Raw genomic sequence first — 15,756 nt, 5'->3', positions numbered from 1 at the left:
CAGGCTCCGCGGAGGGTCCCTGAGCTGGTCACCCTACTAGCTCCCGGTGACGGAGCGGCACCCTCCGGGGGCGCGCTGTGCACGCGCCGACGCATAGAGACATACGGCGGCGGCGGTGGCGAGGTTCAGGCTCTCGGCCTTCCCGTGGATCGGGACCCGCACGACGGCGTCGGTGAGGGCCCGGGTCTCCTCCGGCAGACCCCAGGCCTCGTTGCCGAAGACCCAGGCGGTGGGCCCGCCCATGGTGCCCTTGTCGAGCTCGTCGTCGAGGTCGCGGTCACCGGCCCCGTCGGCGGCCAGGACCCGGACACCGGCGGCGCGCAGCGCCTCGACGGCCCGCTCGACGGGGACGCCGACGGCGACGGGCAGGTGGAACAGGGAGCCGACGGAGGCGCGCACGGCCTTGGGGTTGTACACGTCGACGGAGGCGTCGGTCAGCACGACCGCCTCGGCGCCGGCGGCGTCGGCGCAGCGCAGCACGGTGCCCGCGTTGCCGGGGTCGCGGACGTTGGCGAGGAGGGCGACGAGCCGCGGCCGGGCCGCCAGGACCTCCTCGAAGGGCGTGTCGAGGAACCGGCAGACCCCGACGAGTCCCTGCGGGGTGACGGTGGTGGAGATGTCGGCGATGACCTGCTCGGCGGCGAGGTGCACGCGCGCTCCGGCGTCCCGCGCGGCACCGATGATGTCGGCGTACCGCTCCGCGGCCTCCAGCGTCGTGAACAGCTCCACCAGCGTGGCCGCGCCCCCGGCCCGGTGCCCGGCTGCCTCCCGCACCGCCTGCGGCCCCTCCGCGAGGAACAGCCGCTCCTTCCCCCGGAAGCTCCGCTTGGCCAGCCGTCGCGCCGCCTGGACGCGGGAGGAGCGGGGGGAGATGAGCTCGGGGGTGGCAGGGGACATCCTGTTCGCTTTCTCGGTAGCTGCACAGCAGGACCCGCAGGCCGTTCGGCCTGCGGGTCCTGTCAGTCACATCGGCTCGGAGCCGGCGTCAGGCCGCCTTGGGGGCGTTGACGTCGCTCGGCAGCGCCTTCTGGGCGACCTCGACGAGCGCGGCGAACGCGCCGGCGTCGTTGACGGCCAGCTCGGCCAGGATCTTGCGGTCGACCTCGACGTTCGCGGCCTTCAGACCCTGGATGAAGCGGTTGTAGGTCATGCCGTTGGCGCGGGCGGCGGCGTTGATGCGCTGGATCCACAGCTGGCGGAAGTCACCCTTGCGCTTCTTGCGGTCGTTGTAGTTGTAGACCAGCGAGTGGGTGACCTGCTCCTTGGCCTTGCGGTACAGGCGCGAACGCTGACCGCGGTAGCCGGAGGCCTGCTCGAGGATCGCCCGGCGCTTCTTGTGGGCGTTGACTGCCCGCTTGACGCGTGCCACTTCTTAACTCCTTGTAGCGGGGCCGCGGTGGTCCTCACACGGCCCGAAATCGATTGGGTCCCGGTCCTGACGCGCGGCGCTCACGCGCCGGGCGTCACTTGCCGAGAAGCTTCTTGATCTTCGCGGCGTCGCCCGGGGCCATCTCGGCGTTGCCGGTGAGGCGACGCGTCACACGGGACGACTTGTGCTCGAGCAGGTGGCGCTTGCCGGCGCGCTCGCGCAGCACCTTGCCGGAGCCGGTGATCTTGAAGCGCTTGCTGGCACCGCTGTGCGACTTGTTCTTCGGCATAGCGCCGTTCTCTCCTCGTCGGTGGCGCTCCGGTGCCCGGTCGTGAAACCGGGCACGGTGGAGCGTCGTCTTGTTTCGGTTGCTTCCTGGGACTCGCGTCCCGGGGGTCACGCCTCGGCGGGCTCCTCGGCCGACGCCTCGGCGTCCGCGGCGTTCTGCGACTTGCCGGGGTTGGCCTTCGCTTCCGCCTTGCGGGCTTCCTGCGCCTGACGAGCCTCGGCCATCGCCTCGGTCTTCTTCTTGTGCGGACCGAGGACCATGATCATGTTCCGGCCGTCCTGCTTCGGGTTCGACTCCACGAACCCGAGGTCGGCCACGTCCTCCGCGAGACGCTGCAGCAGCCGGTAGCCCAGCTCGGGCCGGGACTGCTCGCGACCACGGAACATGATCGTGATCTTGACCTTGTCGCCCTGCTTGAGGAACCGAACGACGTGACCCTTCTTGGTGTCATAGTCGTGCGGGTCGATCTTCGGCCGGAGCTTCATCTCCTTGATGACCGTGTGCGCCTGGTTCTTGCGCGCCTCACGGGCCTTCATGGCCGACTCGTACTTGAACTTCCCGTAGTCCATGAGCTTGCACACGGGCGGACGGGCGTTCGCCGCGACCTCGACCAGGTCCAGGTCGTACTCCTGCGCAAGCTCCAGTGCCTTGGCCAGGGGGACGATGCCCACCTGCTCGCCACTGGGACCGACAAGTCGCACCTCGGGAACGCGAATCCGGTCGTTGATGCGGGGCTCGGCGCTGATGGATCCTCCTCGGTAGCACCACGCGACGGTCTGGCGGACGGCCGCGTAACGTCTCTTTTCGACAGACCTAACCGCGCCGAAGCAAGAAAAATGCCCCGGACGATTCCCAGGCGGGGCTCCTCGAACTACCGGAGCACCGCCGCGGGGAGCCGCGGGGCGCGCTTTCGGACGGATCGCCGCCACGGGGGCGGGGCCGTCTGACCGGTGACCCGACGCCCTGGGGGCGGTCAGGTGGGAGTTCGAAAGCCTCCACTTGTGGGTCGGGCTCGCGGGCTGCGAGGCACACGTGTCCGACCGGTCGTTACACGAGGTTACCAGCAATGGCCAGGAAGGGCTAATCGGCACGGGTCGGGGCCTGGTGCGGCGCGGCACCGTCCTGCGCCTATCGTGTGGGGCATGAGTGAGACCCCTCCTGAGTCCCCCGACTTCGACGCCATGGCCCGCGACATCGCCGAGGTCCCGGCGGTCGAGGTGATCGTGACGGTCGCCGTCAACCTGATGAGCGCGGCCGCCGTCAAGCTCGGTCTGACCGAGGAGGGCGAGAAGCACAAGGACCTGGACGAGGCGCGCAAGCTGGTGCACGCGCTGGCCGGTCTGCTGGACGCGTCGGCGACCGAGATCAGCTCGTTCCACGCGGCCCCCCTGCGCGACGGTCTGAAGTCGCTGCAGCTGGCCTTCCGCGAGGCCTCGCTCGTCCCGGACGCGCCCGGCCAGGGCCCGGGCGAGAAGTACACCGGCCCGGTCTACGGCTAGCAGGTCGCCCGGCGCACGTCGCTCAGCGCAGGTCGCTCAGCCGCGCACGTCGCTCAGCGCACGAAGAGGGGCTCGCCCGGGGGCGTCGCCTCGGCCGGCAGCAGGGCCAGGTCGAGACCGCGCACCAGGCGGGCCCTCAGTGTCTCGTCGGCGGCCAGCCGCTCGGCGACCGCCCGGGCGGCCTCGGCGGGAGCCGCGGACGGGTCCAGGACCAGGGCCAGGGTGCCGTCGGCCCGCCCGGGGCCCAGGTGGGCGCGCAGCACGGCCGGCTCGGCGGCCACGGCCTCGCGCACGGCGCCGACGACGGCCGGGTCGGCGAGCGGGTCGGTGCTGGCGCGGCCCTCCGCGAGGGCGAGCAGGGCGGGTCCGGTGAGCTCGAACGGCACGGGTCCGGCCAGGTCCAGCACGATCGTGTCGGCCTTCTCGTGCGCGGCGGCCTGCAGGGCCTGGTGCAGCGGTACGGCGACGGGACGTGCCCCGGCGTCCCAGCGGGCGAGGGAGTCCGTGGAGGTGAAGGCGGGCAGGGCGGTGCGGTTCCCGGCCTTGAGGGTGGGGACGGCCATGTCGCTCGTCTTCTCGCGGCGCAGCCCGTTCTCGTCCTCCTCGGCCTCGCCGAGCACGGCCACGACGGGGACGAGCAGCCGGGCGCCCCTGAGCGCCTCCAGGACGGGTGCCACGGCGGTGCGGTCCTCCGACCAGGCGGCGAGGGCCGCGCTCAGCCGGGGGTCGGCGGAGCCGTCGTCGTCGGAGAAACCGGGGTCCGGGATGTTCTTGTTCGCCACGGTCGTCGACCCTATCGGCCGGCCGAGGCGTCCCGGCCGGCGGCTCAGAGGTCCCGGTGGCTCGTGCGGCGGCCGCGCCACAGGACGACGGCCGCGACCAGCAGCACGCCGCCGGCGCTGCCCGCGAGGGGGGCCGCCCAGTCGGCGGTGCCGTCGCCGGAGGAGGCGGCGTCCGGGCCGCTGCCGAAGTACTTCTCGCCGTAGGAGGCCGACTGGAGGCGCTCGGGCTTCATCCGCGCGGCGGCCCTGATGGCGGCGGCCGGGTCGACGAAGCCGAAGCCGCGCGAGTCGTCGCGGCCGCCGACGGGTCCGTTGCGGGCGGTGTCCTCCAGGAGCGTCTTGACCTGGGCCGGGGACAGGCCGGGGTGGGCGGCCTTGACCAGGGCGGCGGCGCCGGAGACGAAGGCGGCGGCGGCGCTGGTCCCCCAGCCCTCGTAGTACTTGTGGTCCGGGTCGGCGATGACGACGTCGACGCCGGGGGCGCTGACGGTGGCGTACCAGCGGCGGGTGGAGAAGGGGGCGCGGGTTCCGGCGCGGTCGACGGCGGTGGCGGCGATGACGCCGGGGTAGGCGGCCGGGTAGGAGATGCGGTCGCCCTTCTCGCCGCCGTTGCCGGCGGAGGCGACGACGACCACGCCCTTCTCCAGGGCGTACTGGATCGCCTGGTCCTCGGCGGGTTCGGGGTGGGCGGAGGCGGAGTCGTCGCCCAGGGAGAGGTTGATGACGTCGGCGCCCTGGTCGGCGGCCCAGCGGATGCCCTCGGCGAGGGCGTTGCCGCGGGTGCTGCGGGCCTTGGCGCGGGAGGGGTCGCCGTCCTCCAGGATCACGCGCACCGGGAGGATCTTCGCCTCGGGGGCGATGCCGAGGACGCCGTCGGCGTTGCCCGGGCCGTGGCCGTGCCCGGCGATGATGCCGGCCATGGCGGTGCCGTGGCGGGCCCAGGCGCGGTCGCCGGGTTCGGCCCCGAAACCGACCAGGTCCTTGCCCGGGAGCACGTTTCCGGCCAGGTCGGGGTGGTCGGCCTCGACGCCGGTGTCCAGGACGGCGACGGTGACGCCCGCGCCCTTCGTGGTCTGCCAGGCCTCCTGGGTGTGCATGGCCTCCAGGGCCCACTGCTGGGCGCGGATGCCGTCGGCGTGGGCGGGGGCGGCCGGGACCAGGGCCAGTCCGGCGGCGAGGAGGACGCCCAGAAGCCCGCCCGCGCGGGAGGTGACGGCTTTCACGACGGCTGCTCCCGCTTCACGACGGCTGCTCCGTGGCCGAGCGGACGTTCCTGCGCAGGGCGCGTTCGACGCGGTCGGCGAGGCCCTGGGCCTCGTGGCCGAGGCCCGCCTGGGCGGGGGCGGTGGCGGCGCCGGACTCCATGGCGTCCTCGGCGGGCTGGGGGTCGTCGACGGTACGGCCGTCGGCCCAGCCGGAGACGGCGTAGACGACGACCGGGGCCTCGGTGAGCACCGAGACGGTCCAGGAGGCGCGCTGTCCGGGCCCGAAGTCCGCGGCGGGGGTGTCCTTCGCGGCGTACGGCAGGGGCATCAGGTCGCTGCGGCGGTCCAGGCGCTCCTTGCGGAAACGGTTCGCGAGGGAGGTCATGCCCGGGGCGTCGGCGTCGGTGAACAGCAGGCCCACGGTGGTCACGTGGCTCTCGGTCGCGTCGGTGTACGTGGCGCGCAGCAGGCGGGCGCAGCCGACGGGGGCGAGGGCCTTGCGCAGCAGGGGGTCGAAGGCGTTCTCGCAGCCGCTGTCCGGGGCGACGGCTATCCGGGTCCAGGTGCGGTCGGCTCCGCCGGGGCCGGCGCCCTGGCCCTGCACCGTGCGGGGGAACAGCTGGTCGACCGGGACGCTGTGCCAGAGGCCGCCGGCGGCGGTGAAGGTGCTGCGCGCGCCGTCCTCGCCGGAGCCCCCGACGAGCCAGCTGCCGGTGACCGCGCCCGAGATCAGCCCCAGTCCGAGCACCAGGCAGACGGCGGCAGCGGCGGCCTGCAACGCCCCCCGCCGTCCGAGCGCCCGGGGCCGGGCGTCGCCGTCGTACCCCTCGGGCTCCCCGAACGACACACGGGGACGCGTGGCGCCCGGGGCGCCACCGGGGCTGAGGGGGGCGCTCCACGAGAGTGCGGGGTCCGGGCTGTCGGCGCCAGTGGTGTCCGTGGCCGGCGGGGTGGAGGGAGCGGGGCGGTGGGCCGGAACGGGCGGGGCGGGCCGCCGGGCGGACCGCTGAGGGGGCATGGTGCCGCGCGGCGGTTCGGTGGGGGCGGCGGGTGCGGGGCGCTCGGAGGGCCGCTCGGGCAGCGGCGTACCGCGGCCGGTGGCGGCACCGGCGTCCGCGCGGGCGGTCCTGCCGGCGGTCGTGTCCCGGACACCAGGAGCGGACCCACCGGCGAACGCGTCCCGGACACCAGGGGAGGTCCCGCCGGAAACCGCGTCCCGGACACCAGGAGCGGACCCGCCGGCGAACGCGTCCGGGAGGCCGGGGGCGGTCCTGCCGGAAGTCGCGTCCGGGGCGCCGGGGGCGGTCCTGCCGGAAGTCGCGTCCGGGGCGCCGGGGGCGGTCCTGCCGGAAGCCGTGTCCGCGTCACCGGAGCCGGCGGGCCTGTCGGAACCGGTCGACGTGCCCGGGGCGGGCGTGCCGGTACCGGCGCCCGGCCTGGGCCCATGTGCCGGGCGCGGCGGGACGTCGGAGCGCGCCGCGGGCGGTCCCTGCGCGCCCGGGCGGTGGAAGGGGTCGGCGGGGGACGGGGTCCCGGGGGCCGGGCGCGGACGGGCGGTGGTCCCGGAGGCGGGCTCGGCGGGAGGTCGCACCGGGCGGGGCGGGGCGAGACGGAACGGGCGGCCGGTCGTCGCCGGCGAGCTGCCCGCGGGGGTGTCCGTACGGCCGGTCGCGGTGGGACGACGGGACGCGCCGGTCGCCTCGGAGGAGGTGGCGGTACGACTGCTCTCGGCCGGGCGCGACGGGATGTCGGCCGTCCGGGGCGACGCTCCGGTCCGGGCCTGCGCACCGCCGCGCGCCGTGATGCGGAACGGGCGGTCGGGGGTCCCGGGCGCGGACCCGCGGTCGTAGCCCGTGCCGGGCGGCGCGTCCGGGAGGCGGGACGACGCGCGGGGCGGCGGAGGTGACGCCGGCTCCTCGCGCCGGGGGGCCGTCGTGCCGGGGTCCGGGAAGCGACGCTCGTGCGGGCGTCGGTCGTCGGGGGCGCACTCGGCGGAGCCCGTCGTACCGCCCCGGGGGGCGCCCGTGCCCTCCGCGGCGGTGCCAGGGCCGCCGGTGCCCGCGGCCGTCGGCTCGTCAGCGGCCGAGGGACCGTGGCCCACGGGGCCGGACGCGGCGGCCGGGGCCTGCGTCGGGGCCGGCGGGTGTGCGGGGCGCGGAGGGAAGGAGGCGCGTCGCGCTTCCGTGCTCATGCACCCCCCGTTCCTCGGCCCGGGCCACGCTGCGCGCGCGGGCCGGTGTCGTTCCGCCCGAGGCCCGGCACCGACTCGTCCGGGCACACCTACCCGTACGGACGGAGCGTCATCCCGGCACGGCTGCGCGGCCGGCGTCGTCCGCCGTACGTGCGCGTCACTCTACGGCTTGTCCCCGGGCGAACGGGAACCAGTCCGCGAGCCCGGGGCATCTGCCCGGAACGTCCCCCTACCCTGCGGTAATCCGTTCTGGCAGGCTGCGTTCATGACTGCGCGCGCCGCCGACCGGGCCCGTTACGACCGGGCCACCGCCCATCTCGACGCCCCTCTCGCGATCGTGGACCTGGACGCCTTCGACGCCAACGCCGCCGACCTGGTGCGCCGCGCCGGGGGCAAGCCGATCCGGGTCGCCAGCAAGTCCGTGCGGTGCCGGGCGCTGCTGGAACGCGTCCTGGCCCGGGACGGCTTCGCGGGGATCATGTCGTTCACGCTCGCCGAGTCGCTGTGGCTGGCCCGGTCGGGCTTCGAGGACGTGCTGCTCGCCTACCCGTCCGCCGATCGCGCCGGGTACGCCGAACTCGCCGGTGACCCCAAGCTCGCCGCCGCGGTGACCGTCATGGTCGACGACGTCGCCCAGCTGGACCTGATCGACGCCTCCCGGGGTGGCGGACGCGAAGTCGTGCGCGTGTGCCTGGAGTTGGACACCTCGCTGAGGCTGCTGGGCGGGCGGGTGCGGATCGGGGCCCGGCGTTCGCCGCTGCACTCCCCCGCCGAGGTCGCCGAGGTGGCCCGCGCGGTGGCCCGGCGGCCCGGTTTCGAGGTCGTGGGGATCATGGCGTACGAGGGTCATGTCGCCGGGGTCGGGGACGCGGTGGCGGGGCGGCCGCTGCGCTCGCGCGCCGTCCGGCTGATGCAGGCCGCCGCCAGGCGCGAACTGGCCGAGCGGCGCGCGGAGGTGGTGCGGGCGGTGCGGGCCGTGGTGCCGACGCTGGAGTTCGTCAACGGCGGGGGCACCGGCTCCGTGCAGCACACGGCCGCCGAGGACGCGGTCACCGAGATCGCCGCCGGGTCGGGGCTGTACGTACCGCGGCTGTTCGACAACTACACGTCGTTCCGTGGCAGGCCGGCCGCCCTGTTCGCGCAGCCGGTGGTGCGGCGGCCGGGGGTCGGGGTCGTGACGGTGCTCGGCGGCGGGTACCCCGCCTCCGGTGCGGCCGGGCCCGACCGGTCGCCCGTGCCGTACCTGCCCGAGGGGCTGCGCTACGACCCGCAGGAGGGCGCCGGCGAGGTGCAGACGCCGCTGCTCGGCTCGCCCGCCGACGACCTGCTGATCGGCGACAAGGTGTGGTTCCGGCACGCGAAGGCCGGTGAGCTGTGCGAGCGGTTCGACACCCTGCATCTCGTCGAGGGCGACACGGTGTCCGCGGCCGTGCCGACCTACCGGGGCGAGGGACACACGTTCCTGTAACCCGCTGCCGGGTCAGCCGGTCGGGCCGATGCTGCTGCCCACGCCGCCGCCGGTGTCCGCGTCGCCGGCCGGGCGGATGCCCTTGGTGATGCGGTCCATGTCGGCGAGCGGCGGCCCCTCCGCGCCCGCGTCGAAGACGAACCGGACCAGGACCGGCGACTCGGTGCCGACGCTGGAGGGGAAGACGAGCGACTGGACATAGCCGCCCGGACCCTTGGCGGTGTGCACGCGCCAGCGCACGAAGTACCCGGCGCGGCCCGCCACCGCGACCGGACCCTGCTTCACGAGCCGGTGGGACTCCATCCCGCCGTAGGGCTTCTGGCCGATCGCGTCGCGGTCGAAGGCGTCCTCGGCGGCGTCGGCGATGTCCGCCTTGGCGAGCGCCTCGGGGGACGTCTCGTCGTTCGCGGTCACGGTGCGGGAGATGACCAGGCCGTGGCGGCAGACGGCGCCGTCGCCGGGGCAGTCGTAGGTGCCGTCCGTGGTCATGACGACGTCGTCCTGGGCGACGTGCCGGGGGCGGACCCAGCCGTCGAGGAGCGGGAAGGTGACGCCGTTGAGCTGGTCCTCGACGACCGAGGGGTCGTCCGCGGACGGCGCGGGGGTGGACTCCTCGGGGGTCGGTTCCGGGGACTCGGGCGTGGCGGCGGCGGTGGACGTGGGGGCCGTCCTGGTCTGCGTTCCGCCGTCGTCGCCGCCGAGGACGGCCGCTCCGGTGACGATGGCCGCGACCAGGACGGCCCCGGCGGCGACGAGGGCGACGGTCTTCGCCCGCCCGGTGCCGCCGCCCGGGGGCGTGGGCACCGGGGCGGCGGGCACCGGGGTGGTGGGGGCCTCGGGCGTGCGGCGGTGCTCGGTCCAGGCCGTGCCGTCCCACCAGCGCCGCAGGTGCGGTGCGTGCGGGTCCGGATACCAGCCGGGTGGGGGCGTCATGCTCATCCCGGCACTGTAGGCCGCGGCCCGGGCCGGGCGGACGCGCCCTACAGGGGTGTGACGTACGCCCCGGCGATGCCGCCGTCGACGAGGAAGTCGGTGGCGTTCACGAAGGAGGAGTCGTCGCTGGCGAGGAAGGCGACGGCGGCGGCGATCTCCTCGGCCTCGGCGAACCGGCCGACCGGGATGTGCACCAGGCGGCGCGCGGCGCGCTCGGGGTCCTTGGCGAACAGCTCCTGCAGCAGCGGGGTGTTGACCGGCCCGGGGCACAGGGCGTTGACCCGGATGCCCTCGCGGGCGAACTGCACGCCCAGTTCCCGGGACATGGCGAGGACGCCGCCCTTGGAGGCGGTGTAGGAGATCTGGGAGGTGGCAGCGCCCATCCGGGCCACGAAGGAGGCCGTGTTGATGATGGAGCCCTTGCCCTGGCGCCGCATGTAGGGGATGGCGGCCTTGCAGCACAGGTAGACGGAGGTGAGGTTGACCTCCTGGACGCGCTTCCAGGCCTCCAGGCCGGTCTCCAGGATGGAGTCGTCGTCGGGCGGGGAGATGCCGGCGTTGTTGAAGGCGATGTCGACGCTGCCGTAGGTGTCGTACGCGGTCTTGAACAGGGCCTCGACCTCCTCGGGGTCGGTGACGTCGACCTTCACGAAGGTGCCGCCGGTCTCCTCGGCGGCGGCCTTGCCGCGGGTCTCGTCGACGTCGCCGCAGACGACGTGCGCGCCCTCGGAGGCGAGGCGCCGGGCGGCGGCGAGTCCGATGCCGCTGCCGGCTCCGGTGACGACGGCGGTGCGGCCGACCAGACGGCGGCAGATGCTTTCCTGGGCAGTCACTGTGCGGGGCCCTCCGTGCTGATGAAGACGTTCTTGGTCTCGGTGAAGGCGGCCAGGGCGTCGGGTCCGAGTTCGCGGCCGACGCCGGACTGCTTGTAGCCGCCGAAGGGGGTCCAGTAGCGGACGCTGGCGTGGGAGTTGACGGACAGGTTCCCGGCGCGCACGGCCCGGGAGACGCGCAGGGCGCGGCCGACGTCCCGGGTCCAGATGGAGCCGGACAGGCCGTAGGGGGTGTCGTTGGCGAGGCGGATCGCGTCCTCCTCGTCGGTGAAGGGCAGCAGCACGGCGACGGGGCCGAAGATCTCCTCGCGGGCCGCGGGCGAGTCGGGCCGCTCCCCGGTGAGCACGGTCGGCGGGAACCAGAAGCCGGGTCCCTCCGGGGCGCTGCCGCGCAGGGCCGGGGCGTCGTCGGGCACGAAGCCGCGGACGCGGTCGAGCTGCTGCCGGGAGATCAGCGGGCCCATCTGGGTCTTCTCGTCGGCCGGGTCGCCCACCACCACGGCGGACAGGGCGTCGGCGAGGAGCGCGCGGACCTCGTCGTAAACGGACTGCTGGACCAGGACGCGGGTGCGGGCGCAGCAGTCCTGGCCGGAGTTGTCGAGGAAGGAGAAGGGGTCGACGGCGCTCTTCAGGTCGGCGTCGGCGAAGACGATGTTGGGACTCTTGCCGCCGAGTTCGAGGGTGACCGGCTTGACCTGCCCGGCGGCGAGCGCGGCGACGCGGGTGCCGGTCCGGGTGGAGCCGGTGAACACGATCTTGGCGACGCCGGGGTGCCGGACGAGGGCGTCGCCCGTGATGTCGCCGCGTCCGGGCAGGACCTGGAAGAGGTGCTCGGGCAGCCCGGCCTCCAGGGCGAGTTCGGCCAGGCGCAGGGCGGTGAGCGGGGTGGTCTCGGCGGGTTTGAGCAGGACCGCGTTGCCGGCCGCGAGGGCGGGGGCGGTGCCCCAGGCGGCGATCGGCAGGGGGAAGTTCCAGGGGGCGATCACGCCGACGACGCCGAGCGGTTCGAGGATCGTCACGTCCAGGCCGCCGGGCACGGGGATCTGCCGTCCGGTGAGCCGCTCCACTCCCCCGGCCGCGTAGTCCAGCAGGTCGCGGACGTTGGCGGCCTCCCAGCGGGCGTTGCCGATCAGATGCCCGGCCTCGCGGACCTCCAGCCGGGCGAGTTCCTCCAGGTGCTCGTCGACGGTGGTGGCGAAGCGGCGCAGCAGCCGGGCGCGGTCGCCGGGGGCGAGGGCGGCCCAGGCGTGCTGTGCCCGCGCGGCGCGTACGACGGCCGTGTCGACGTCGGCCGGGCTCGCCCCGGCGACGGCGGCGACGACCTCCTCGGTCGCGGGGTTCAGTACGTCCAGAAGGTGCGCGGAAGACAACTCTGAAGACTCCGAAGACAACGAGGGCCTCACATGCGTTCGAAGGAGCGGCGCAGCTCCCAGTCGGTCACCGCGGCGTCGAAGGCGTCCAGTTCGACCCGCGCCATGTTGCGGTAGTGGGCGACGACCTCGTCCCCGAAGGCGGCCCGGGCGATGGCGCTGTGCTCCCAGAGCTCGGCGGCCTCGCGCAGGGTGGTGGGGACGTGGGCGAAGCCGGCGGTGTAGGCGTTGCCGGCGCAGGGCTCGGGCAGTTCCAGCTTCTGTTCGATGCCATGCAGGCCCGCCGCGACCAGCCCGGCCACCGCCAGGTAGGGGTTGACGTCGCCGCCGGGCAGGCGGTTCTCGAAGCGCATCGAGCGGCCGTGGCCGACCACGCGCAGCGCACAGGTGCGGTTGTCCCGGCCCCAGGCGACGGCGGTCGGGGCGAAGGAGCCGGGCTGGAACCGCTTGTAGGAGTTGATGTTGGGGGCGTAGAGCAGCGAGAACTCGCGCAGGGCGGCGAGCTGGCCGGCGAGGAAGTGCCGCATGACGTCCGACATGCCGCCCTCGCCGTCCCCGGCCATGGCGTTGGTGCCGTCGGCGTCGGCGAGCGAGAGGTGGATGTGGCAGGAGTTGCCCTCGCGCTCGTTGTACTTGGCCATGAAGGTGATCGACATGCCGTCCTGGGCGGCGATCTCCTTGGCGCCGGTCTTGTACACGGCGTGCTGGTCGCAGGTGACCAGGGCCTCGTCGTAACGGAAGGCGATCTCGTGCTGGCCGGGGTTGCACTCGCCCTTGGCGGACTCGACGGTGAGTCCCGCGCCTGCCATCTCGTTGCGGATGCGGCGCAGCAGGGGCTCGATGCGGCCGGTGCCGAGGACCGAGTAGTCGATGTTGTACTGGTTGGCCGGGGTCAGGCCGCGGTAGTTCGCGTCCCAGGCCTGTTCGTAGGTGTCCTTGAAGACGATGAACTCCAGCTCGGTGCCCACCTGGGCGGTGTAGCCGAGCTCGGCCAGGCGCTCCAGCTGGCGGCGCAGGATCTGGCGCGGGGCGGCGACGACCGGGGAGCCGTCCTCCCAGGCGAGGTCGGCGAGGACCATGGCCGTGCCCTCGTTCCACGGCACGCGGCGCAGGGTGGCCAGGTCCGGGTGCATGGCGAAGTCGCCGTAGCCGCGGTCCCAGGAGGACATCGCGTAGCCGTCGACGGTGTTCATCTCGGTGTCGACGGCGAGCAGGTAGTTGCAGCCCTCGGTGCCGTGGTGCAGGACTTCGTCGAGGAAGAAGCGTGCGGCGAACCGCTTGCCCTGGAGCCGTCCTTGCATGTCGGGGAAGGCCAGGACGACAGTGTCGATCTCACCGCCGGCGACGAGGGCGTGCAGTTCCTCGACGCTCAGCGGGGGTGTGCGGTCTGCCACGGGAGAGCCTCCTTCGGCTTCTTTCGCCGAGCCGGGAGCCATAAGGTATTGCGGAAGACCATTGCTTGGGAAGGGGGTACGGCCACATGCCGGAGGAAGCGGTCGGCGGGGTGCGGGACCGGCTGACGCCGGTGCTGCGGCCGGTACGCGCGGGCAACGGTTTCGAGGAGGCGCTGGAGCAGATCCTCCAGGTCGTGCGGCTGGGCCTGGTGGCGGGGGGCGAGCGGCTGCCCGCCGAGCGGGAGCTGGCGGAGCGGCTCGGGATCAGCCGGGTGACGCTGCGCGAGGTGCTGAAGGTCCTCCAGGACCAGGGCCTGGTCGAGTCGCGGCGCGGGCGCTACGGGGGCACGTTCGTGCTGCCGCGCACCGACGCGGGCGGCGAGGACGAGCTGCGGCGCCGGATCGCCGAGACGGACATAGAGGACGTGCTGCGGTTCCGTGAGGTGCTGGAGGTGGGCGCCGCCGGGCTGTGCGCGGCGCACGGACTGTCCGGCGACCAGGAGGCCCGGCTCCGCGCGGCGCTGGCGGGCACGCACGACGCGCCGCTGAGCGACTACCGGCGCCGGGACACGCTGCTGCACCTCACGCTCGCCGAGCTGTCCGGCTCCCCCACGCTGACCGCCCAGTACGCGGCGGTGCGCGCGAGCGTGAACGACCTGCTCGACTGCATCCCGCTGCTGGTGCGCAACCTGGAGCACTCCCAGCGGCAGCACACGGCGCTGGTGGAGGCCGTGATCGAGGGCGACGCCGACCAGGCGCGGGAGATCATGCGCGAGCACTGTGGGGGCACGGCGGCGCTGCTGCGCGGATTCCTGGGCTGAGCCGGCCGGTGGCCGGGCCCGGTGAGGATTTACGGGTGATTAACGCACGGGTCTTGCCTTCCCTCGGTCGGCCCCGCAAAGGTATGGCCTCATTCCATTGAGTCGTAGCGCGCTCGACCCCGTGACCGCCGCCCCGTCGGGAGTCTGCCCATGCCCCAGGAACCCACCATCCCGCCCGTCGCCCCGGAGGGCGACGACTACCTGGAGCGCAGAGCGCTCCGCCGCGGCAGCGCCGGCTGGGTGCTGCTGACCGGCCTCGGCGTCGCCTACGTCGTCTCCGGCGACTACTCGGGCTGGAACTTCGGCCTGGCCGAGGGCGGCTTCGGGGGCCTGGCCATCGCCATGGTGCTCATGGGCGCCATGTACGCGTGCATGGTCTTCGCCCTCGCCGAGCTGTCCTCGATCCTGCCGACGGCCGGCGGCGGCTACGGCTTCGCCCGCCGCGCGCTCGGCCCCTGGGGCGGCTTCCTGACCGGCACGGCGATCCTCATCGAGTACGTCCTCGCCCCCGCCGCGATCGTCATCTTCATCGGCGACTACGTCGAATCGCTCGGCCTGTTCGGCCTGGAGTCGGGCTGGCCGCTGTACCTGGTCTGCTTCGCGATCTTCCTCGGCATCCACCTGTGGGGCGTGGGCGAGGCGCTGCGCTTCAGCTTCGTCGTCACCGGCATCGCGGTGGCCGCCCTGGTCGTGTTCGCGCTGGCCGCCCTGCCGGACTTCTCCTTCTCGGCGCTGGACGACATCCCGGTCGACGCCTCGGCCGCCGGGTCGAACTCCTGGCTGCCGTTCGGGCTGCTCGGCATCTGGGCGGCGTTCCCGTTCGGCATGTGGTTCTTCCTCGGCGTGGAGGGCGTGCCGCTGGCCGCCGAGGAGACCCGGGACCCGGCCCGGACGCTGCCGAGGGCGATCCGCTGGTCCATGGGCATCCTGGTGGTGCTCGCGGTGGTCACGTTCTTCGCGGCGGCCGGGGCGCGCGGTTCGGCGGCGATCCAGGAGGCGGGCAACCCGCTGGTCGAGGCGCTCCAGCCGGACGGCGAGGCGACGACGCTGAGCCGGATCGTCAACTACGCGGGACTGGCGGGCCTGGTGGCCTCGTTCTTCTCGCTCATCTACGCGGGCTCGCGCCAGCTGTTCGCCCTCTCCCGCGCGGGCTACCTGCCCCGCTTCCTGTCCCTGACCAGCCGCCGCAAGGCGCCCTACCTGGGCCTGCTGGTGCCCGGCACGATCGGCTTCCTGCTGGCCGCCGTGTCCGGCAACGGCGCGCGCATGCTGAACATCGCCGTCTTCGGCGCGACCATCTCCTACGCGCTGATGTCCCTGTCGCACATCGTGCTGCGCCGCCGCGAACCGGAACTCCCCCGGCCGTACCGCACGCCGGGCGGGGTGCTGACCTCCTCGGTCGCGCTGGTCCTGGCCTGCGCGGCGCTGGTGGCGACGTTCCTGGTGGATGTGACGGCCGCGTTCATCGCGCTGGTGGTGTACGCCGTGGCCGTCGCGTACTTCGGCCTGTACAGCCGCAAGCGGCTGGTGGCGAAGGCGCCGGAGGAGGAGTTCGCGGCACTGGCCGCGGCCGAGGCAGAGTTGGCACGGGACTGAGCGTCG

At 74.1% G+C, this 15,756-nt stretch carries 15 protein-coding genes; 4 read left to right on the top strand and 11 right to left on the bottom strand.

Translation table 11 applies throughout. The features are described 5' to 3' along the window. Window positions 1–36: 36 nt before the first annotated feature. From AC07DA_RS28805 to infC, 4 genes are all read right to left on the bottom strand, one after another. Window positions 37–897 (bottom strand): TrmH family RNA methyltransferase, encoded by an 861-nt coding sequence (locus AC07DA_RS28805; protein WP_479131132.1) that lies wholly within the window; start codon window positions 895–897, stop codon window positions 37–39. A gap of 88 nt (window positions 898–985) precedes the next feature. Then, window positions 986–1,369 carry a 50S ribosomal protein L20 gene (gene rplT, locus AC07DA_RS28800; protein ID WP_003989074.1) on the bottom strand — a complete coding sequence of 128 codons (384 nt, stop codon included), beginning with the start codon at window positions 1,367–1,369 and terminating at the stop codon, window positions 986–988. Between the two features lie 94 nt (window positions 1,370–1,463). Further along, window positions 1,464–1,658 (bottom strand): 50S ribosomal protein L35, encoded by a 195-nt coding sequence (gene rpmI, locus AC07DA_RS28795; RefSeq protein WP_003977225.1) that lies wholly within the window; start codon window positions 1,656–1,658, stop codon window positions 1,464–1,466. A gap of 107 nt (window positions 1,659–1,765) precedes the next feature. Further along, window positions 1,766–2,404 (bottom strand): translation initiation factor IF-3, encoded by a 639-nt coding sequence (infC, locus tag AC07DA_RS28790; protein ID WP_479131238.1) that lies wholly within the window; start codon window positions 2,402–2,404, stop codon window positions 1,766–1,768. Between the two features lie 396 nt (window positions 2,405–2,800). Between infC and AC07DA_RS28785 the strand changes: the two genes are divergently transcribed. Further along, on the top strand, window positions 2,801–3,157 hold the full coding sequence (locus tag AC07DA_RS28785; RefSeq protein WP_479131131.1) for a DUF1844 domain-containing protein: 357 nt from the start codon (window positions 2,801–2,803) through the stop codon (window positions 3,155–3,157). A 53-nt stretch (window positions 3,158–3,210) separates the two neighbouring features. On the opposite strand, the gene AC07DA_RS28780 is transcribed toward AC07DA_RS28785, so the two are convergent. The 3 genes from AC07DA_RS28780 to AC07DA_RS28770 are packed head-to-tail and all read right to left on the bottom strand — an operon-like array spanning window position 3,211 to window position 5,991. Further along, window positions 3,211–3,939 (bottom strand): SseB family protein, encoded by a 729-nt coding sequence (locus AC07DA_RS28780; protein ID WP_479131130.1) that lies wholly within the window; start codon window positions 3,937–3,939, stop codon window positions 3,211–3,213. Between the two features lie 44 nt (window positions 3,940–3,983). Beyond that, window positions 3,984–5,162, bottom strand: a complete 1,179-nt coding sequence (gene mycP, locus AC07DA_RS28775) for a type VII secretion-associated serine protease mycosin (protein WP_479131129.1) — start codon at window positions 5,160–5,162, stop codon at window positions 3,984–3,986. 16 nt (window positions 5,163–5,178) lie between these two features. Then, window positions 5,179–5,991, bottom strand: coding sequence for a hypothetical protein (locus AC07DA_RS28770; protein WP_479131128.1), 813 nt, complete (start codon window positions 5,989–5,991; stop codon window positions 5,179–5,181). Between the two features lie 1,609 nt (window positions 5,992–7,600). On the opposite strand from AC07DA_RS28770, the gene AC07DA_RS28765 reads away from it, so the two are divergent. Beyond that, window positions 7,601–8,803: an amino acid deaminase/aldolase gene (locus AC07DA_RS28765; RefSeq protein WP_479131126.1), complete on the top strand. Its 1,203-nt coding sequence runs from the start codon at window positions 7,601–7,603 to the stop codon at window positions 8,801–8,803. Between the two features lie 12 nt (window positions 8,804–8,815). Here AC07DA_RS28765 and AC07DA_RS28760 read toward each other — a convergent pair whose 3' ends face one another. The 4 genes from AC07DA_RS28760 to AC07DA_RS28745 are packed head-to-tail and all read right to left on the bottom strand — an operon-like array spanning window position 8,816 to window position 13,333. Beyond that, window positions 8,816–9,736: a DUF2510 domain-containing protein gene (locus AC07DA_RS28760; RefSeq protein ID WP_479131236.1), complete on the bottom strand. Its 921-nt coding sequence runs from the start codon at window positions 9,734–9,736 to the stop codon at window positions 8,816–8,818. Window positions 9,737–9,783: 47 nt separating this feature from the next. Continuing rightward, window positions 9,784–10,569 carry a 3-oxoacyl-ACP reductase gene (locus tag AC07DA_RS28755; RefSeq protein WP_479131125.1) on the bottom strand — a complete coding sequence of 262 codons (786 nt, stop codon included), beginning with the start codon at window positions 10,567–10,569 and terminating at the stop codon, window positions 9,784–9,786. Then, window positions 10,566–11,939: an aldehyde dehydrogenase family protein gene (locus AC07DA_RS28750; RefSeq protein WP_479131124.1), complete on the bottom strand. Its 1,374-nt coding sequence runs from the start codon at window positions 11,937–11,939 to the stop codon at window positions 10,566–10,568. Before AC07DA_RS28750 ends, AC07DA_RS28755 begins: the two co-directional genes overlap by 4 nt. Before the next feature lie 29 nt (window positions 11,940–11,968). Next, window positions 11,969–13,333 (bottom strand): glutamine synthetase family protein, encoded by a 1,365-nt coding sequence (locus tag AC07DA_RS28745; RefSeq protein WP_479131123.1) that lies wholly within the window; start codon window positions 13,331–13,333, stop codon window positions 11,969–11,971. Between the two features lie 86 nt (window positions 13,334–13,419). Here AC07DA_RS28745 and AC07DA_RS28740 point away from each other — a divergent pair, with 86 nt between their 5' ends. Beyond that, a complete protein-coding gene (locus AC07DA_RS28740; protein ID WP_479131122.1) occupies window positions 13,420–14,154 on the top strand; it encodes a FadR/GntR family transcriptional regulator in 735 nt (244 codons plus the stop codon). Window positions 14,155–14,304: 150 nt separating this feature from the next. Further along, window positions 14,305–15,750, top strand: coding sequence for an ethanolamine permease (gene eat, locus AC07DA_RS28735; protein ID WP_479131121.1), 1,446 nt, complete (start codon window positions 14,305–14,307; stop codon window positions 15,748–15,750). Window positions 15,751–15,756 lie beyond the last annotated feature (6 nt).

The sequence above is a fragment of the Streptomyces sp. NPDC044921 genome (assembly GCF_056432865.1).
The sequence above is the reverse complement of the archived record's forward strand: the minus strand, read 5'-3'. Positions and strand labels throughout refer to the sequence as shown.